The organism is Rhizobium sp. 05L429, from assembly GCF_056397645.1.
Map to the genome: position 1 here is coordinate 1 of NZ_JBFTNV010000021.1, position 18,693 is coordinate 18,693.

General features: G+C 59.9%; 17 protein-coding genes and 1 tRNA gene. 13 read left to right on the forward strand and 5 right to left on the reverse strand.

Annotated elements, in window-relative coordinates:
- Positions 1-253 precede the first annotated feature (253 nt).
- Entirely contained in the window at positions 254-466 is a 213-nt protein-coding gene (locus AC1DNW_RS21165; protein ID WP_113307003.1) for a hypothetical protein, read from the forward strand.
- A 144-nt stretch (positions 467-610) separates the two neighbouring features.
- Here AC1DNW_RS21165 and AC1DNW_RS21170 read toward each other — a convergent pair.
- Positions 611-686: transfer RNA gene (locus tag AC1DNW_RS21170), tRNA-Thr, on the reverse strand.
- A 124-nt stretch (positions 687-810) separates the two neighbouring features.
- Complete coding sequence (locus tag AC1DNW_RS21175; protein ID WP_477854267.1) at positions 811-1,770, reverse strand: NAD(P)H-dependent flavin oxidoreductase; 960 nt, start codon at positions 1,768-1,770, stop codon at positions 811-813.
- A 329-nt stretch (positions 1,771-2,099) separates the two neighbouring features.
- Between AC1DNW_RS21175 and AC1DNW_RS21180 the strand changes: the two genes are divergently transcribed.
- Entirely contained in the window at positions 2,100-3,326 is a 1,227-nt protein-coding gene (locus AC1DNW_RS21180) for a regulator (protein ID WP_113307080.1), read from the forward strand.
- 126 nt (positions 3,327-3,452) lie between these two features.
- Here AC1DNW_RS21180 and ppk2 read toward each other — a convergent pair whose 3' ends face one another.
- A complete protein-coding gene (gene ppk2, locus AC1DNW_RS21185) occupies positions 3,453-4,334 on the reverse strand; it encodes a polyphosphate kinase 2 (RefSeq protein WP_477854268.1) in 882 nt (293 codons plus the stop codon).
- 245 nt (positions 4,335-4,579) lie between these two features.
- On the opposite strand from ppk2, the gene phoR reads away from it, so the two are divergent.
- The 7 genes from phoR (at position 4,580) to phoB (ending at position 12,404) form a co-directional block, all read left to right on the forward strand.
- Positions 4,580-5,803: a phosphate regulon sensor histidine kinase PhoR gene (gene phoR / locus AC1DNW_RS21190; RefSeq protein ID WP_477854304.1), complete on the forward strand. Its 1,224-nt coding sequence runs from the start codon at positions 4,580-4,582 to the stop codon at positions 5,801-5,803.
- A 198-nt stretch (positions 5,804-6,001) separates the two neighbouring features.
- Positions 6,002-7,036 (forward strand): substrate-binding domain-containing protein, encoded by a 1,035-nt coding sequence (locus AC1DNW_RS21195; RefSeq protein WP_113298450.1) that lies wholly within the window; start codon positions 6,002-6,004, stop codon positions 7,034-7,036.
- Positions 7,037-7,200: 164 nt separating this feature from the next.
- A complete protein-coding gene (gene pstC, locus AC1DNW_RS21200) occupies positions 7,201-8,682 on the forward strand; it encodes a phosphate ABC transporter permease subunit PstC (protein WP_477854269.1) in 1,482 nt (493 codons plus the stop codon).
- Positions 8,679-10,001: a phosphate ABC transporter permease PstA gene (pstA, locus tag AC1DNW_RS21205; RefSeq protein WP_113298452.1), complete on the forward strand. Its 1,323-nt coding sequence runs from the start codon at positions 8,679-8,681 to the stop codon at positions 9,999-10,001. The genes pstC and pstA overlap by 4 nt, the downstream gene beginning before the upstream one ends.
- A gap of 14 nt (positions 10,002-10,015) precedes the next feature.
- Positions 10,016-10,831, forward strand: coding sequence for a phosphate ABC transporter ATP-binding protein PstB (gene pstB / locus AC1DNW_RS21210; RefSeq protein ID WP_477854270.1), 816 nt, complete (start codon positions 10,016-10,018; stop codon positions 10,829-10,831).
- Between the two features lie 44 nt (positions 10,832-10,875).
- Positions 10,876-11,589 (forward strand): phosphate signaling complex protein PhoU, encoded by a 714-nt coding sequence (gene phoU / locus AC1DNW_RS21215; RefSeq protein WP_113298453.1) that lies wholly within the window; start codon positions 10,876-10,878, stop codon positions 11,587-11,589.
- Positions 11,590-11,720: 131 nt separating this feature from the next.
- Positions 11,721-12,404 (forward strand): phosphate regulon transcriptional regulator PhoB, encoded by a 684-nt coding sequence (gene phoB / locus AC1DNW_RS21220; protein ID WP_003570612.1) that lies wholly within the window; start codon positions 11,721-11,723, stop codon positions 12,402-12,404.
- A 278-nt stretch (positions 12,405-12,682) separates the two neighbouring features.
- Here phoB and AC1DNW_RS21225 read toward each other — a convergent pair whose 3' ends face one another.
- A complete protein-coding gene (locus AC1DNW_RS21225; RefSeq protein WP_477854271.1) occupies positions 12,683-13,606 on the reverse strand; it encodes a LysR family transcriptional regulator in 924 nt (307 codons plus the stop codon).
- 379 nt (positions 13,607-13,985) lie between these two features.
- Between AC1DNW_RS21225 and AC1DNW_RS21230 the strand changes: the two genes are divergently transcribed.
- Complete coding sequence (locus AC1DNW_RS21230) at positions 13,986-14,804, forward strand: alpha/beta fold hydrolase (RefSeq protein ID WP_113306999.1); 819 nt, start codon at positions 13,986-13,988, stop codon at positions 14,802-14,804.
- A 229-nt stretch (positions 14,805-15,033) separates the two neighbouring features.
- Positions 15,034-15,189: a hypothetical protein gene (locus AC1DNW_RS21235; protein WP_162748412.1), complete on the forward strand. Its 156-nt coding sequence runs from the start codon at positions 15,034-15,036 to the stop codon at positions 15,187-15,189.
- A 372-nt stretch (positions 15,190-15,561) separates the two neighbouring features.
- On the opposite strand, the gene AC1DNW_RS21240 is transcribed toward AC1DNW_RS21235, so the two are convergent.
- The gene (locus AC1DNW_RS21240) at positions 15,562-16,098 is read right to left on the reverse strand and encodes a GcrA family cell cycle regulator (protein ID WP_477854272.1); all 537 of its coding nucleotides are present in this window, start codon (positions 16,096-16,098) and stop codon (positions 15,562-15,564) included.
- Between the two features lie 426 nt (positions 16,099-16,524).
- On the opposite strand from AC1DNW_RS21240, the gene AC1DNW_RS21245 reads away from it, so the two are divergent.
- Together AC1DNW_RS21245 and argF are read left to right on the forward strand one after the other, a co-directional pair.
- Positions 16,525-17,724 carry an aspartate aminotransferase family protein gene (locus AC1DNW_RS21245; RefSeq protein ID WP_113298457.1) on the forward strand — a complete coding sequence of 400 codons (1,200 nt, stop codon included), beginning with the start codon at positions 16,525-16,527 and terminating at the stop codon, positions 17,722-17,724.
- A gap of 45 nt (positions 17,725-17,769) precedes the next feature.
- On the forward strand, positions 17,770-18,687 hold the full coding sequence (gene argF, locus AC1DNW_RS21250; RefSeq protein ID WP_113298458.1) for an ornithine carbamoyltransferase: 918 nt from the start codon (positions 17,770-17,772) through the stop codon (positions 18,685-18,687).
- Positions 18,688-18,693 lie beyond the last annotated feature (6 nt).

Below are 18,693 nucleotides of genomic sequence, written 5' to 3' on the forward strand. Positions count from 1 at the left end.
GGATGCCGATAGGGAAACTTTGGGCGGGACGAATATTCGGAACAAACACCGGAAACTTCTTTATCTCCCTCGCCGGCCGCGTTCTGGATATCCATCGTTGACTGTCTCAAGGAAGTAGATGCGGATCTCAGGGACGAGCGCGAATTCGAGCTTAATTTCGCTATAGAGTCTCGCCGCCTATCCGAGATCCTCGCTGCCGAGCATCTTCTACTTAGGAGTGGCGTTGAATCCGGCGAGATAAAGATCATCACCAGTGCCGAATTCAGAAACCTCTCTGGATATTCATCCGGAGGTCATCAGGGACGAAGTTTGGAGAGGAGCGTTGGCGGCGGCTAAGCGCACGGAAGAAGAAGTCGGATTGGAGAATTTGGGACCGTGGACCGATTTTGAATGGGGCATGGTCAACGGCAAACTTTCCGCCCTTCGATGGGTGCTTGGCGAAGAATGGGACATGCTCGACACCTAATTGGCGCCGTTATGCAGGATGACTTGGCCTAGCCAGACGCCTGCCTGGAGGTAGCAATGCGGTCGCACGGCGCGAAAAACGGATCCGTGCTCCGTAAATTCGAAAAACCTCTAAGGCTCAATGCATTGAATTCACTAAGAAAAATGGTGCCGCTTAGGTGACTCGAACACCTGACCCCATCATTACGAATGATGTGCTCTACCGACTGAGCTAAAGCGGCAATCCGGCGGGCGAAGCATAGGCCCGCGATTTGCATGGGGCTGATACAGCCATTGTCCGAAGATTTCAAGCACCCTCTTATGCCCTTTGGCAAAAAAGCTGAAGCCTGTGGAAAGGCCCGTAGTTCACAGCGCCAGCCGGGTGCGGGCGGCCTGATATTCCGCTTCCAGCCGGTCGACCAGCGTCGCGACCGGTTCCACGGCCTTGATCGCGCCGATGCCCTGGCCGCTGCCCCAGATGTCCTTCCAGGCCTTGGCGCCGCCGGTTGCCTGTTCGAAATCCATCTTCGAGGGATCGGCGTCAGGCAGGTCATCGGGGTCGAGGCCGGCCGCGCGGATGGAGGGTTTCAGGTAGTTGCCGTGCACGCCGGTGAAATAGTTCGAGTAGACGATATCGGCAGCGGCACCTTCCACKATCGCCTGCTTGTAGGCGTCGKAAGCGCGGGCCTCCTCTGTCGCGATGAAAGGCGTGCCGATATAGGCCATGTCGGCGCCCATGGCCTGGGCGGCGAGGATAGCGCCGCCGGTCGCAATCGAGCCGGCAAGCAGCAGCGGGCCGTCGAACCAAGAGCGGATTTCCTGCACCAGTGCGAAAGGGGAAAGCGTGCCCGCATGTCCGCCCGCACCTGCCGCAACGGCAATCAGTCCGTCTGCGCCCTTGCGGATCGCCGAATTGGCATGGCGGTTGTTGATGATGTCGTGCAGCACGATGCCGCCATAGGAATGCACCGCCGCATTCACTTCCGGCACGGCGCCGAGCGAGGAAATGACGACAGGCACCTTGTATTTCACGCAGAGCATCAGGTCGTGCTCCAGCCGCTTGTTCGACATGTGGACGATCTGGTTGACCGCGAAGGGCGCTGCCGGCCGTTCGGGATGCCTGGCATTGTGGTTGGCAAGATCTTCGGTGATCATCGCCAGCCACTCGTCGAGCTGGCTTTCCGGCCGCGCGTTGAGTGCGGGAAAGGCGCCGATCACGCCGGCCTTGCATTGCGCCAGTGTCAGTGCCGGATGGGAAATGATGAAAAGCGGGGAGCCGATGACCGGCAGTCTCAGGTTGTCCTTGAGGATCGGGGGCAGGGCCATGCTTCCACCATTTTTGACGTTTACGAAAACGTCAATTGATTATCAGAGCCGGCGCCCGAGGAAAAGAGTATGGCGGGAGCTAGCTTTCTTTTCCGTAATCCTGTCCACTTTCGGAATATCTAATGCATGTCGCGCAAAACTGCGCGGCGGTTTGCGACAACGACATGCTGAAAACAGTGYTTCGAGGCGCTGCGCGGCGTCCTTATCCCCCGCCGATGCGCTCGCAAAAGGCTGCAAGGCTTGCGGTTTGCCGCACTTGACGCTACCGAATTTTGACAGGCATTCAATCTTTTGAGGTCGATGCCGGCACGAAACGTGAAGGGCCTGATGTGAGCGGACTAGAAACGGCTATCAGAACTGCGCTCGATAATTCCGACCGCAACAGCGCGGAAGTTCGTGCACGCATCTATCAGTCCGCCCGTCAGGCGCTGGAAGCCGGCCTGCGAAAGCAGGATATCACCGATGCCGACGTCGTGGCCCATCACCGCCACCGTCTCGAAACGACGATCCACACCATCGAGAGCGAAGAGCGCACCCGCCTTCACCCGCGCCAGGGGCCTCCGGAAGTTCCGGTCCCGCCCGTTGTAGAGATGCCTGAGCCCCCGCGTCACGTGGAAGAGCCCGCCTATCGTGTGGAAGAGGCGCCCTATCATGTGGAAGAGCCCCCTTATCATGCGGAAGAGGATGACAGCCTGGCCGTTACAGGTGAAACACGCGGCCACGATGCCGCCGGGCATGTGGACGATGCGAGCCTGGATGGCGTTCACGCCAGCAGCGCCGATCAGCTGGGAGCGGCACCGGGTGGAGAGATGCGCGCGACGTCGGGCAAGCGCGGCGGCATGGATTTCCGCCCCGAGCGGGCCGCTGTCCGCCGCAGGCCGCGCAAGTTCTTCTCGCGCCTGCTTGTCTGGTGCGTGCTGCTCGCCTTCATCGGCATGGGTGGCTGGTGGGCCTATACATCAGGCCTTCTCCTGACGGCGGCCCAGCGCGACACCAGCGTCGCCAACCCGCCGGCCAGCACGCAGCCCGAGGATTTCGATGGCGAGGATAGTGCCGATAACAGCACCCCGCATGTCGATGAACCGCTCACGATCGATCCGCAGAACGGCTTCTCGGCAGACTGGATCGAGGTCTTCAAGCCTGCCGACAAGATCGAGAGCGGCCCGCGCGCGCGCGTGGAAAATGTCACCGAAACCGAAGGCCCGGCCGTCCGCCTGACCTCCCAGAGCGGCAATACGGATGGCAATGTCTCCATCAACGTTCCCGCCAATGTCCTGCAGCAGCTCGCCGGCAAGTCCTCGACCATCGCGCTGACCCTGCAGTCCACCACGGACGAGCCGACCCAGATCACCGTCGAGTGCGAGTTCCAGTCACTCGGCAATTGCGCCCGCCATCGTTTCAACGTCACGCGTGAAAAATCGGACGCGCTGCTGCAGGTCCGCTTCGACCGCTCGCTGGCGCCGAATTCTGCGGGCCGGCTGATGATCAACAGCGATGTGGACGGCAAGGCTCGCGGCATCAATCTCTTTGCCGTGCGGATCCTGCCGGGCCAGTAAGCGGCCCGGTTTGCCAGAGCGGCGTGCGTCCATTCGGACGCACAAAGGACGCTCTGCCCCTTTTAATCTACGCATCAGGCTTCCCGAAAATCGATTTCGATTTTCGGGCCGATGCTGTAGCGATGTCTATTTCAGGAAGCCGGCACCCGAACCGATGATCTTGTCGTCGAGTGAGCCGATCGCGTCCTTGTCCTTGCCGTCATAATCCATGGTCTTCAGCATGTGGCGGATGAGGTTGAGCCTCGCCCGGTGCTTGTCATTGGCGTGGATCACGGTCCAGGGCGCAAATTCCGTGTGGGTCTCCTTCAGCATCCGGTCGCGCTTCTCGCTATAGTCGCCCCATTTGGTCAATGCGGCTATATCCATCGAGGAAAGCTTCCAGACGGCGAGCGGGTCGTGCCGCCGGTCGTGGAATCGCTTGATCTGCATCTCGCGGCCGATATCCAGATAGAATTTGAAGAAGAATATGCCTTCGTGGGCGATGACCTTCTCGACCTGCGGCGCCTGGTTCAGGAAATCCTCGTATTGTTTCGGCGTGCAGAAGCCCATGACCGGCTCCACGCCGGCGCGGTTGTACCAGGAGCGGTCGAAGAGCACGAATTCGCCCGATGTCGGAAACTGCGCGATATAGCGCTGGAAGTACCATTGGCCCTGTTCCCGGTCGGTTGGCTTGGCAAGCGCCACGACGCGGGCAAGGCGCGGGTTCATGTGGGCCGAGGACGCCTGGATCGCGCCGCCCTTGCCGGCCGCATCGCGCCCTTCGAAGAGCGCCATCACCCGCTTGCCCGTCGCCTGCAGCCAGAACTGCACCTTCACGAGCTCGATCTGCAGCTTCTCCAGCTCTTCGACGTATTCGTCGTCCTTCATCTTMTTCTTGTAGGGATAATCGCCGGATTCCAGCGCATGCTCATCCACCCAGTCGGGCAGCACGGGATCGTCGATATCGAAGACGCGCTTCTTGCCCCTGATCTCCAGCTCCACGACCCTGCTTTCGACGTCTTCGGCCATCGTCTTCTCCTGCGCTTGCTGATTTCGTTTTTCAGCAGGCGAACATATTTATCATTGAAAATCAAATCCGCTGCGTCAGCAAAGCGCAATTCGCTGTCGCGCGCTGCGGCTTTTCGCGCAAGTTTCAGAAACGGAAAACTTCTGTCATGAAATGCGGCTATCAGGCAGAGTTTGAATATAAAGAGAAACGAATCGATGCCGTGAGGGGCGCCTTGGAAGAAGAAATGCCGTGGACGAGAAGCCTGTTGGCGCGCATCCGGCGCGAGCGCCCGGTTTTGCTGGCGACGCTGCTGAGCGCGCTGGTGGCGCTTGCCGCCGGCATGAACAAATGGATCGTGCTCGTCCTGCTTCTGGTGATGATCTTCGCCTCGCTTTTCAACGAGGCGCCGGTCATCAAATCTGATGTCGTCGAGCCGGCCGAACCCGAGCCCGAAGTGCTTCCCAGTCGCCTGCCGGAGGTCTCCGCCACACTGGCCGGCCTCGATATCCCTGTCATGGTGCTCTCGGAAGATGCCTCGGTGCTGTTTCAGAACCGCGCGGCCGAAAAGGCCTTCGGCGAGGTGACGCTCGGTTCTCACATATCGGCGCGGCTGCGTTCGCCTGGCGTCCTGGATATGGTGCGCGAAACCATCGCCACCAACGCCCCGAACCAGATCGAGCATTCCGAGCGGCTGCCTTCCGAGCGCGTCTATATCGTGCGCAGCGCTCCCGTCGAATTCAAGGACGACGACGGCCGCAACGAGCGTTATTACATCCTCTCCTTCCGCGATATTTCCGAATTACGCCGCATCGATCGCATGCGCACGGATTTCGTCGCCAATGCCAGCCATGAGCTGCGCACGCCGCTTGCCTCGCTGCGCGGCTTCATCGAGACGATTCAGGGCCCGGCCAAGAACGATCCGAAGGCGCAGGCACGTTTCCTCGGCATCATGTTCGACCAGACGACGCGCATGAGCAGGCTCGTCGACGATCTCCTGTCTCTTTCCAGGCTTGAGCTCAAGTCGCACATCGCCCCCGACGAGAAGGTGGATCTCGTGCCGCTTCTCGGCCATGTCAGGGATTCGCTCGTGCCGCTTGCCACGGATGTCGGCGTCTCGATCAATCTGCACCTGCCCGACGGCAAGGTCGAAGTGCTGGGAGACCGCGACGAACTCRTTCAGGTCTTCGAAAACCTGATGGAAAATGCCTGCAAATACGGCCAGGAAGGCGAGACTGTCGATGTCTGGCTGAAGAACGGGTCCGGCCAGCCGGTGGAGGTCAGCGTCGTCGACAGAGGCCCCGGCATCCCGGCCGAACATGTGCSGCGCCTGACGGAGCGTTTCTATCGCGTCAGCATCGAAGACAGCCGCTCGAAGAAGGGCACGGGCCTCGGGCTTGCCATCGTCAAACATATTCTGACGCGCCATCGTGCACGGCTGATCGTTAAATCGGAGGTGGGCAAGGGAACGGAGTTTACCGTGCGTTTCTGACTCCATATGTCGCACGCAATTTATCGACGCCATATTTCTGCATTTAAAATCAATGGATTATTCTGTCATAAATGTTTCATCGATCTGACATAAAAGGACGGTGCTTAAGGCGCTAAGAGAGTCCTGCCGATGAAAAAAGGCAATGCGAGGGCCTCTTTGAGGCCGCACTCACACAAGCCCAAATGCCGGGAGATTCAAATGAACACCTTTAAACTTACTGTTGCCGCGCTTGCTGCAACCGCCGCTTTCGCTGGCGTTGCCGTTGCTCGCGACCAGATTCAGGTTGCTGGTTCGTCCACCGTCCTGCCTTACGCAAAGATCGTCGCCGAGTCCTTCGGCGAAACCTTCACCAAATTCAAGACGCCGGTCGTCGAATCCGGCGGCACCGGCGCTGGTCTGAAGGAATTCTGCAAGGGCGTCGGTGAAGACACGATCGACGTTGCCAACGCATCGCGTCCGATCAACAAGAACGAAGCCGAAGCCTGCAAGGCTGCCGGCGTAACGGACATCCAGGAAGTCAAGATCGGTTATGACGGCATCGTCTTCGCAACCGACGCTTCCAACCCGGACGTTGCCTACGTTCCGCAGGACATCTACAAGGCCCTCGCTGCCCAGGTTGTTGTTGACGGCAAGCTCGTCGCCAACCCCTACAAGAAGTGGTCGGAAGTCAACCCGAAGCTTCCGGCTGTTGATATCGCTGCCTACATCCCGGGCGAAAAGCACGGCACCCGCGAAGTCTTCGAACTGAACGTTCTCGCTGCCGGCTGCAAGGCTGCTGGCGCTCAGGAAGTCATCGCCAAGGAAATCACCGAGAAGGCTGCCCAGGCCAAGGCCTGCGTCGCAGTTCGCAAGGACGGCGTTGCAGTCGACATCGACGGCGACTATCCGGAAACGCTGGCACGCATCGCTGCCAACAAGACCGGCGTTGGCGTATTCGGCCTCTCCTTCTACGAAAACAATGCCGACAAGCTCAAGGTTGCTTCCATGAGCGGCATCGTTCCGTCCACGGAAACGATCGCTAACGGCACGTACCCGGTTTCCCGCCCGCTGTTCTTCTACGTCAAGAAGGCACATCTGGGCGCCGTTCCCGGCCTGAAGGAATATGTCAACTTCTTCGTATCCGACCAGATGATCGGCCCTGACAGCCCGCTCGTCGAATACGGTCTCGTTGCTGCTCCCGATGCAGAGCGCGATGCGATCCGCAAGGACGTAGAGGCTGGCAAGACCATGTAATGACTTTGCCGGCGCGCCACTCGGGGGTGTTGCGCCGGCATCGCCTGTCCGCCCGGCCCGCAAGGGCCGTGCGGAATGAACTTCTTCTCCATGATATTGAAGCCGATGGCATGCTCCTGGAGCTGCCGGGCTCTTTGGGGGCTGTGGGCCTGGGGACGTAACGAATGAGCACATCCATCATACTCTTGTGCCTGGTGATTATCGGCGCCGTTGCCTATGTGGCCGCGCGCAGCCGCGCCACGGCACTATCAGGCGGCAGGTCGTCCGCCATGCACTCGCGGTCGGCCTATCATGGCTCCTATGCCGCGATCTGGGCTGTTCTGCCTTCCCTGATCGTTCTGTTCGTCTGGCTTGCCGTAAGCCCGGGCATCGTCTCTTCCTCCGTTCKCGGTGGTTTTCCCGATGATGTGAAGGCGCAGCCGGCCGTCCAGCAGGATCTCGCCTACAGCATGATCGCCACGGTCGCCCGCGRCATGAACATGCTGACTTCGGATGAGGTCTCCTCCCTCTCCGGCAATCCTGCCGGTCTGCAGGCAAGGCTCAATGAAAAGGGCGTTCCGCTCGCTGGCGAGCCGCAGCCCTACATGATCGACGCCGCAAAGACCCTGAACGCCGAAAGCATGACGAGCCGTATCATTATGACGGCGATCGTGTTGCTCATCTCCGTCGCAGGCGCCTTCTACGMCCTTCGCGCCGTTGCTCCGCGCTTCCGCGCTCGCAATCGCGTTGAACGGGTCATGCTCTGGTCACTTCTCGTCGCGTCCTCCATCGCCATTCTGACGACGATCGGCATCGTTTTTTCGATGCTGTCGGAAGCGGCCCGCTTCTTTGCCGTCGTTCCCTTCGCCGACTTCTTCTTCGGAACGGTCTGGGACCCGCGCTTTGCCGGTGCCGGCAGTTCCTCCTTCGGCCAGTTCGGCCTCATCCCGCTGCTGCTCGGCACGCTCTATATCGGCCTGGTCGCCATGCTGGTCGCCGTTCCGGTCGGCCTCTTCGCCGCCATTTACATGGCCGAATACGCCTCTTCGCGGGTACGTTCGATTGCCAAGCCGCTTCTCGAAGTGCTGGCCGGCATCCCGACCATCGTCTACGGCTTCTTCGCCCTCGTCACGGTCGGTCCGTTCCTGCGCGATTTCTCTGCGCAGGTCAGCGGTCTGCTCTCCGGCAGCTATACCAATTTCATCCAGGCACAGAGCGTCATCACCGCGGGCATCGTCATGGGCATCATGCTGATCCCTTACGTTTCCTCGCTGTCGGATGACATCATCACCGCCGTGCCGCGCTCGCTGCGCGACGGCTCCCTCGGCCTCGGTGCCACGCGCTCCGAAACCATCAAGAAGGTGGTCCTGCCGGCCGCCCTTCCGGGCATCGTCGGCGCATTGCTGATGACGGCGTCCCGCGCCATCGGCGAAACCATGATCGTGGTTCTCGCGGCCGGTGTCGCCGCCCGCATCCAGATCAATCCCTTCGAGCCGATGACGACAGTGACCGTCAAGATCGTCAACCAGCTGACCGGCGACCTCGAGTTCACCTCGCCGCAGACGCTGGTTGCCTTCGCGCTTGGCATCACGCTGTTCTTCATCACGCTTTGCCTCAATATCTACGCGCTCTATATCGTGCGCAAATACCGGGAGCAGTACGAATGACGAATATTGTTTCCCCCGTCGCCGGCGTCACGGTCTCCAAGGCGCCTGCGCGCCGCGACATCGGCATCAAGCGCCGTTACGCTGCCGAGCGCCGCTTCCAGGCCTATGGTATCGCCGCGATCTCCTTCGGCCTGATCTTCCTGTTTATCCTGCTGTGGACCGTCATCAGCAACGGCTATACCGCGTTCCAGCAGACGGCGATCACGCTGCCGATCGAGTTTACCGAAAAGACCATCGATCCGGATAACAAGCGTGCGACCGATCCTTCGGTTCTCATCGCCGCCAGCTACCCGGTTCTCCTGCGTGACGCGATCGTCAAGCAGCTCGGCATCAACGCGTCGAGCCGTCCCGACGTGCGCGATGCATCCAACATGCTGTCCAAGGGTGCGCCGATCCAGCTGCGCGACATGGTCGTTGCCGACCCCTCGATCATCGGCAAGACCGTCAATGTCACGATCCTGGCCGATGCCAATGTCGACAGCGCCAACAAGGGCCAGATCGACCTCTCGGTCGATGAGAAGAACCGTAAGGTGAACGACAAGCAGGTCGGCTGGATGAACCAGCTGAAGGCGAGYGGTTCGCTTCACAAGGTCTTCAACACCGGCCTCTTCGTCAACGGCAATTCCAGCCGTCCGGAAGCCGCAGGTCTCGGCGTTGCCCTCATCGGCTCGCTCTATCTGATGCTGATCGTCCTCGTGCTTGCGCTGCCGATCGGTGTCGCCGCCTCGATCTATCTCGAGGAATTCGCGCCGAAGAACAGGCTGACGGACCTGATCGAGGTCAATATCAACAACCTCGCCGCCGTTCCGTCCATCGTCTACGGTCTGCTCGGCCTGTCGGTCTTCATCAACTTCGCCGGCCTGCCGCGTTCGGCACCGCTGGTCGGTGGTCTGGTGCTGACCCTGATGACGCTGCCGACGATCATCATCGCCACGCGTGCCGCACTGCGCGCCGTGCCGCCGTCGATCCGCTCGGCCGCCCTCGGCCTCGGTGCTTCCAAGATGCAGATGGTGTTCCACCATGTGCTGCCGCTTGCCATGCCCGGCATCCTGACCGGCACGATCATCGGCCTTGCCCACGCACTCGGCGAAACCGCGCCGCTGCTGCTGATCGGTATGGTCGCCTTCGTCGCCCAGGCGCCGTCCAGCCCGCTCGATCCTTCCACGGCACTCCCGGTTCAGGTCTACATGTGGGCCAATGAAGCCGAGCGCGCCTTCGTGGAAAGAACCTCGGGTGCCATCATCGTCCTGCTCCTGTTCCTGATCGTCATGAACCTCGGAGCTATCCTCTTGCGTCGTCGCTTTGAGCGCCGCTGGTAAACGGAGTAAAGATCATGAACATGTTGACGGAAGCCGCAGTCGAGAAGGCGCTGGACCAGAAAATGAGCAACGTCCCGTATAAGATGATCGKTCAGGATGTCTCCGTTTATTACGGCGAGAAGCGTGCGCTTTTCGATGTCAATCTGAACGTCCGCGAAAACACCGTGACCGCCCTGATCGGCCCCTCGGGCTGCGGCAAGTCCACCTTCCTGCGGTCGCTGAACCGCATGAACGACACGATCGACGGCTGCCGCGTCACCGGCAAGATCACGCTCGATAGCGACGACATCTACGATCCCGACATCGACGTCGTCGAACTTCGCGCCCGCGTCGGCATGGTCTTCCAGAAGCCGAACCCGTTCCCGAAGACGATCTATGAAAACGTTTCTTACGGTCCGCGCATCCATGGCCTTGCCAAGTCCAAGGCCGACCTCGACCAGATTGTCGAGACGAGCCTGCAGCGCGCCGGCCTCTGGAATGAGGTCAAGGATCGCGTGCATGAATCCGGCACCGGCCTTTCCGGCGGTCAGCAGCAGCGTCTGTGCATCGCACGCGCCGTTGCCGTCAGCCCGGAAGTCATCCTGATGGACGAGCCCTGCTCGGCGCTCGACCCGATCGCAACTGCCAAGGTCGAAGAGCTGATCCACGAGCTGCGTGAAAACTACACGATCGTCATCGTGACGCATTCCATGCAGCAGGCCGCTCGCGTATCGCAGCGCACGGCTATGTTCCACCTCGGCAACCTGGTCGAGGAGAACGATACCGACAAGATGTTCACCAACCCGGACGATCCGCGTACCCAGGACTACATCATGGGTCGCTTCGGCTGATTTTGGCGATGTGAAGCCTTCCCGATTTTCGAGGACAAAGCCCCATGGCATCAACACATATTTTCTCTGCTTACGATGACGATCTGAAATTCCTGTCCCGGCGCATTTCCGAGATGGGTGGTCTTGCCGAACAGATGGGCGGCGACGCTGTCCGCGCGCTCGTCAACGGCGATACCGCGCTTGCTCAGAAGGTCATTTCCGACGATGTGATCCTCGATCACGCCGAGCGCGAGATCAACGACAAGGCGATCGTCACGATCGCCCGTCGCCAGCCGATGGCCTCCGACCTTCGCGAGATCATGGGTTCGATCCGCATCGCCGCCGACCTCGAGCGCGTCGGCGATCTCGGCAAGAACACGGCAAAGCGCGTCATCGCGGTGCAGAGCACCGGCGTTCCGCGCAAGCTCGCCCGCGGCCTCGAGCATCTCTCCGAACTGGCGCTCGTCCAGCTCAAGGAAGTGCTCGACGTCTACACCAATCGTTCAGCTGACAAGGCGAATGCGATCCGCGAACGCGACGACGAGATCGACGCGATGTACACTTCGCTGTTCCGCGAACTCCTGACCTACATGATGGAAGATCCGCGCAACATCACGAGCTGCACGCATCTTCTCTTCTGCGCCAAGAACATCGAGCGCATCGGCGACCATGCAACCAACATCGCCGAGACGATCTACTACATGGCAACCGGCGCCCAGCCGGAGGGCGAGCGTCCGAAGGACGACAGCTCCAATACCGTTGGTGCGGTGACGGAGTAATCTGGACCTGCCGATTGCGTGCGCGCCCCGCGCTGGGGCGCGCAAGGGTCGCAGCCAATTCCGAGTTCCTGCATGGTCCCTTGCTTAAATCACCCCCGGTTTAAGGATCATGCATTAGGAGACTGACACGCATGATCCCAAGAGTTGCAGTTGTTGAAGATGAAGAGGCACTCAGCGTGCTTCTCCGCTACAATCTCGAGGCTGAAGGTTTCGAGGTGGATACGATCCTCCGTGGCGACGAGGCCGAAATCCGGCTTCAGGAGCGCACCCCGGACCTGCTCATCCTTGACTGGATGCTGCCGGGCGTTTCCGGCATCGAGCTCTGCCGCCGGCTGCGCATGCGGCCGGAAACCGAGCGTCTGCCGATCATCATGCTGACGGCACGCGGCGAAGAGAGCGAGCGCGTTCGCGGTCTCTCGACCGGCGCGGATGACTATGTCGTCAAGCCCTTCTCCACGCCGGAACTCGTTGCCCGCGTCAAGGCGATGCTGCGACGCGCCCGTCCGGAGGTTCTCTCCACCGTTTTGAAGTGTGGTGATATCGAGCTCGATCGCGAAACCCATCGCGTCCATCGCAAGAGCCGCGAAGTCCGCCTCGGCCCGACCGAATTCCGCCTCTTGGAATTCCTGATGTCGTCGCCGGGCAGGGTCTTCTCCCGCTCGCAGCTTCTCGATGGCGTCTGGGGTCACGATATCTACGTGGATGAACGCACCGTCGACGTCCATGTCGGCCGCCTGCGCAAGGCGCTGAATTTCTCCAACATGCAGGATGTCATCCGCACCGTCCGCGGCGCGGGATATTCCATGGAAGCCTGATCCGAGTGATCGGAGGTCACGAACGGGTCGTCTGGGTAACCGGGCGGCCCGTTTGTTTGTTCGGGTGGGCTTTTTAAGAGTAGACGTTGGCTTGCTGACGCCTTGACCGACATGCCCCTTGCATCGCGAGGGCTCAAGCGATGACGGGGACATCTGCTATGCGCCGATTGCGAACATTCTCTGAGCCTTGAGCATCGACTGATTTGGGGCCGGAAGGGGACTGTCGGCTTGCTGGCGCTAGCCAATCGAAGCCGTCACCAAGATGAGCGTGAGCTCTGCTATGGAACTTCAGCATAGCGGATGATGCTCTGATTTTGTACGTTGGCGACTAGTTCATCAGAACGAGACAAAAATCGGCGGAGCAAAGGTGAGGAATTTGAATCGTTGTATCCTAAGGTGAGATCAATTGTCGGAGGCACACCCTCAAGTGCTCTGGCAACGACATTTGGCGTCAGCATATTTTGCGCATAAAGCGGAATAAGCGTTATTCCACCTGTAGACACGACGAGCGACATTGCTGATGGTAGGCCTTCACCTTCGTACTCTGCCTTGAGTGTGATCCCAACGTTCGACGCGTACTCCTGGATCACGGATTGCAAGACCGGAGAAATTCTAGCCGAACTGACGTAAGTTTCGCGGGCAAGATCCTGTGGCCGGATCTTTTTCTGCGACGTCAAGCGATGGTCAGCCGGCAGCACGGCGATCAGTGGCTCCTTGGCTAAAAACTTGAACGACACACCAACACTCTGCGTCTCGGGGCGAAGGAAAGCGACGTCCAGCTTGCCTCGCATCAGTGCCAGAGCAAGGTCCGGGGAAGACTGACTGGACAATATGATTTCAACCTCCGGCGCTTCCTCACGAATAATGCGCAGTGCATGGGGTAGCCACACGACCTCTTGCCCTGCGAGAAAACCGATAGTGAACGACTGCTTTTGCGGCTGCTCTGCCCGCCGGGCCCCTTCCGCAGCCGCCTCGACTTGCAACAACGCCAGCCGCGCGTGATCAAGAAACACTTTACCGGCGGCGGTGAGCGTCACGCCGCGCGGCTGCCGTTCCAGCAGTTTTACACYGACTTCGGTTTCCAGATCGCGAATTTGCCTGCTGAGTGAGGGCTGGGAAGTGTGTAGCCGCCGCTCGGCTGCGGTCAGTAAGCTTCCCTCTTCCGCAACAGCAATAAAATAGCGCAAATGCCTGAGTTCCATCGCGTCCCCGCTATGCCTTTAAGGCATAGCTCGAACGTACAAGGTATTTGTCCTTGATAAAAGGGGGATTTAATTAACGCCGCAATCTAGGGACATAGTCGAATGCTTCATCGGAAGTATTTCGCAGTCAACTGTGTCCAGTCAGAGAAGGAAAGCTAAATGTCTAAAAGCCTACCTGTCGTGACCCGCAATTATCGGCGCTGACCTACATTATGTGAGACTGACCAATTCTTGTGTCGGATCATGTGCCTGGGCCTCGAAAGATGAGGCATGCGTGGCAATCTTGCGTCGGCTATTGCAATAGCGCGTGGATGGATGGCTTTATTTAGTGATTTATTATCTTCCAATGAATGTTTAACAGCGCAGATGGAGCGACGCGATGCCTACAATCACGACCACGGACGGCGTAAACATCTTCTACAAGGACTGGGGCTCGGGCCAACCGATCGTTTTCAGCCACGGCTGGCCGCTGACAGCGGACGACTGGGACGCCCAGATGACATACTTCCTTCATCAGGGGTATCGGGTGATCGCCCACGACCGGCGCGGCCACGGCCGGTCCGACCAGCCCGGCACCGGCAACGATATGGACCACTGGGTTGCCGACCTCGCGGCCCTGACCGAGCACCTCAACCTGCGCGACGCGATCCATATCGGGCACTCGACAGGTGGCGGTGAGGTGGCTCGCTATGTGGCTCGCCATCAGGAGCGCGTCGCGAAGGCGGTGCTGGTCGCTTCGCTGACACCGAACATGTACCGGAGCGCGGAAAATCCGTCCGGTCAACCGCCGGAGTGGTTCGAAGCGATCCGGGCAGGCATGCTGGGCAACCGGGCGGAGTTCTACCGTTTCGTCCCTGAGAATCCGTTCTACGGCTACAACCTCGATGGGGCCAAGCCTTCGGAGGCAATCATTGCGAACTGGTGGCGCCAGGGCATGGCCGGTGGTGCCCTGGCTCACTACGCGACTGTCGACTCTTGGCTGGAAGATTATACCGAAGACCTCAAGAAGATCACCGTGCCGGTGCTGGTAATGCATGGCGAGGCCGATCAAGTCGTCCCCTTCGCAAGTTCCGTGCCGCGTGCGGTCAACTTGCTTAAGAACGGATCGCTGAAGACCTATCCGGGCTACCCCCATGGCATGCTGACCACGCATGCGGATGTCCTCAACCCCGACCTGCTCTCGTTCATCAGGTCTTGACGACATCGACGGGACGTTCTGTCACCCGGCAGTGCCGGGTGACACCTGTTGGTGCCTGGTACGGGGAGCGTTCCCGGAGGGTGCTTCCGACAGTGGCAATTTGCTTTGCTTGGTGAGAAGCGAAAGATGCGACTTGTCGCGCTTAAATCTTTCGTTGCGGTGGCCGGTTACTCCACCGGCCGAAATGGCTCGGCATCTCGGCTTCGACATCTGGAAATAAGAGCGGGGGATGTCCGTCGATTTAATGTCAGGAGCACCGCCAGCTTCCGAAGTGCTCAATATAGGCTCGTTTTTCGGCTTCCGGCCTTTAGGTAATTTCAGGCTGGCGTTGCTGTCGTCTTTGAACTTTATGGCGCTCAGCTCGATGGCGGTTTTGGGACGCTGACGATTGTGTCTGAACGGCTGAAATGATGGCGCGAAGCTGCCCCTGAGAAAACTCTTTGGTATGTCCGCTTAGAGCCAACAGAAGGATTTAAGCACTTATTGCCCTGCCTAGTAATTCTACGGCAAGAGTTCACCGCTCCGCGTMGGCCTGTGGTCGTTGACGACGGCGCTGAGCTTGCACGTCTTGATCAGCGAGGCAATGATCGCCCCGTTCCGCCCCAGCGTCATGGCCAGCGAAACTGCGTTCTTGCGATCAAGGCGGCGCCATCGTTCGCCAGGCAGGTGGTTCAGCCTCAGGCGATAAAGCCAAAAAAATAGCCCCTCCACGCTTTCGCTAGGAGGGGCCATGGATGCTGCTTTTTGCAGGCGCTTGTCAGGCTGCCCGGACGGCTGCCCTGCGGCGCTCGCTGACCGGCTGGTAGGCGAGGCGCTGGTGATAGTTGCAATAAGGCGAGGAATCCGTGGAGTCGCAGCCGCAGAAATAGAAGTCGTCCTTCAGCGGATCGCCGACCGGCCACTTGCAGGTGCGCTCGGTCAGTTCCGTCAGGCCAAGGCGGCGGGAGATCGGCACGAMCACATTCTTGGCCGGCACATATTCCATTTCCTCGACCGTTTCGATCTCGATCTCTTCCTTCAGCATCGTTGCGCCCTGCTGGCGGGTCACGGTGCGGGTGGTGGCGAGGCGAGATGCGTAGTTCGGGGCCCGCGGAGCCGACGTATTGCGCTTGGGTGCGCGCGCAGCGGTCGCCGTGCCGCCGGCCTTGGCGCGGCCGGGAAGACTGAGCCGGTGAACCTTGCCGATAACAGCGTTTCTACTCACTCCGCCAAGCTGCGCAGCGATCTGGCTGGCGCTCAGCCCTTCCGACCAAAGCTTCTTGAGCTTCTCGACACGCTCGTCTGTCCAGTTCATTGCCCTGTCTCCGCCTTTCGCGTTGGTGATGGCAGAATCCCTCACCGTTGCCCCGAAAGCCTCCGAAGCAAGAAACGCCTGATCAATTTTGGTGACTAGTTCCGCCGCATGCAGTCTAGTAATTGAACTTTAACCTAGTGTGAGCCTGACTCTGTGACAAGAGTCGCAGGAATCCGATGAATCCGAATTCGGGGTTTTCCCCAACTTGCTTCCCCGGCGAGTCATTTCTGCAACATTAGCTGTTGATAGACCTGAAAAGCCCATTAGGCGCTTGACGCATGCGCTAAATCCTCAGTTTTGTTGACATCGCACTGCGAAAAGGAAATAGTGCCTGAGAGGCCGCCGCAAGGCGGCATTTTTAATTTTTCGGGCCTGGTTTTCTTAGCCGGAGTCCATTGTTTCAGAGCCTGACCAGGAGATTGCGCCATGGCTGAAGCCTCGCCGCTTTATGATACCTATTCTCGTGCCCCGCTGCGGTTCGAGCGAGGCGAAGGCGTGTGGCTGATCACCGAAACTGGCGAGCGATATCTGGATTTCGGCGCGGGCGTTGCCGTCACATCCGTGGGGCATGGCAATCCGCAGGTTGTGGCCGCCCTCAAGGATCAGGCCGACAAGGTCTGGCATCTCTCCAATATCTATGAAGTGCCGGGGCAGGAGAAGCTTGCCAAGCGCCTGACGGATGCCACTTTCGCAGACAAGGTGTTTTTCACCAATTCCGGCGCCGAGGCTCTCGAATGCGCCATCAAGACTGCGCGCCGTTACCAGTTCTCCAAGGGGCATCCCGAGCGCTTTCACATCATCACTTTCGAAGGCGCCTTCCACGGCCGCACGCTGGCGACCATCGCCGCCGGCGGTCAGGAGAAATACCTCGAAGGTTTCGGCCCCAAGGCCCCCGGCTTCGATCAGGTGCCTTTCGGCGATATCGAGGCCGTCCGTGCGGCAATCACCGATAATACGGCCGGCATCCTCATCGAGCCGGTGCAGGGCGAGGGCGGTGTCCGCCCGGCGACCCCGGAATTCATGAAGGCGCTTCGCCAGCTTTGCGACGAGCATGGCCTGCTGCTGATCCTCGACGAGGTCCAGACCGGCGTCGGCCGTACCGGCAGGCTCTTCGCCTATGAATGGTCGGGTATAACGCCTGACATCATGGCAGTCGCCAAGGGCATCGGCGGCGGCTTTCCGCTCGGGGCCTGCCTCGCAACGGCAGAAGCTGCTTCCGGCATGAAGGCCGGCACGCACGGCTCCACCTATGGCGGCAACCCGCTGGCCATGGCTGTCGGCAGTGCGGTGCTGGATATCATCCTGGCCGATGGCTTCCTGCAGCATGTGCGCGATATCACCCTCGTCTTCCGTCAGGGCCTCGCCTCGCTCAAGGATCGTTATCCCGATGTCATCGAGGATATCAGAGGCGAAGGCCTGATGCTCGGCATCAAGGCAGCCATTCCTTCGGCGGAGCTTCTGAAGGAAATCCGTGCAGCACACCTTCTGGCGATCCCGGCAGGCGACAATGTCATCCGTCTGCTGCCGCCGCTGGTCGTAACCGCGGAAGAGGCGCGCGAGGGGATTTCCCGTATCGAGCGTGCCGCCGAAAATATCCGTGCCGCCAAGGTCAAGAAGACCGCTTGATAGGACAATGCCCCGCCCGCTGGCGGGCGTAGCAGGTAACGAACAATGGCTTCCCCTAAACACTTCCTCGATCTCTCCGCCGTCACCACATCCGACCTCAGAACCATCATGGATGACGCCAAGCTGCGAAAGCAGGCTTTCAAGGCAGGCACGGCCGACAAGCCGCTCGCCGGCAAGATGCTGGCCATGATCTTCGAGAAGCCGTCTACCCGAACCCGCGTCTCCTTCGATGTCGGCATGCGCCAACTCGGCGGCGAGACGCTGTTCCTGTCGGGAACCGAAATGCAGCTCGGCCGCGCCGAGACGATCGGCGACACCGCCAAGGTGCTGTCGCGTTATGTCGACGCGATCATGATCCGTACGACCGACCATAACCGTATGCTGGAACTGGCCGAGCACGCCACCGTGCCTGTCATCAACGCGCTGACGGACGATACCCATCCCTGCCAGATCATGGCTGACGTCATGACCTTCGAAGAGCATCGCGGCCCGATCAAGGGCAAGACGATCGCCTGGACGGGTGACGGCAACAACGTGCTGCATTCGCTGGTGGAAGGAGCTGCCCGCTTCGGCTACCGCATGAACATGGCCGTACCCCTTGGTTCCGAGCCGAAGGATCACTATCTGAACTGGGCCCGCAATGAGGGCGCCGAAATCATGCTTTACCATGATGCTGACCGTGCGGTCGCCGGCGTCGATTGCGTGGTGACCGATACCTGGGTCTCCATGAATCAGGAACATCGGGCTCGCGGTCACAATGTCTTCCAGCCTTATCAGGTCAACGCGCAATTGATGGCGCAGGCCGGCAAAGATGCGCTGTTCATGCATTGCCTTCCCGCCCATCGCGGCGAGGAGGTGACGGATGAGGTGATCGACGGTCCGCAGTCCGTGGTCTTCGATGAGGCGGAAAACCGTCTTCATGCGCAGAAGTCGATTCTTGCTTGGTGCCTGGGCGCGATCTGAACCATA

What these genes read in the sequence shown, in the direction of transcription:
- AC1DNW_RS21235 (WP_162748412.1), top strand. Translation starts at nt 15,034, where the DNA reads ATGTCCGTCGATTTAATGTCAGGAGCACCGCCAGCTTCCGAAGTGCTC.
- AC1DNW_RS21230 (WP_113306999.1), top strand. Translation starts at nt 13,986, where the DNA reads ATGCCTACAATCACGACCACGGACGGCGTAAACATCTTCTACAAGGAC.
- phoU (WP_113298453.1), top strand. Translation starts at nt 10,876, where the DNA reads ATGGCATCAACACATATTTTCTCTGCTTACGATGACGATCTGAAATTC.
- AC1DNW_RS21195 (WP_113298450.1), top strand. Translation starts at nt 6,002, where the DNA reads ATGAACACCTTTAAACTTACTGTTGCCGCGCTTGCTGCAACCGCCGCT.
- phoB (WP_003570612.1), top strand. Translation starts at nt 11,721, where the DNA reads ATGATCCCAAGAGTTGCAGTTGTTGAAGATGAAGAGGCACTCAGCGTG.
- argF (WP_113298458.1), top strand. Translation starts at nt 17,770, where the DNA reads ATGGCTTCCCCTAAACACTTCCTCGATCTCTCCGCCGTCACCACATCC.
- AC1DNW_RS21245 (WP_113298457.1), top strand. Translation starts at nt 16,525, where the DNA reads ATGGCTGAAGCCTCGCCGCTTTATGATACCTATTCTCGTGCCCCGCTG.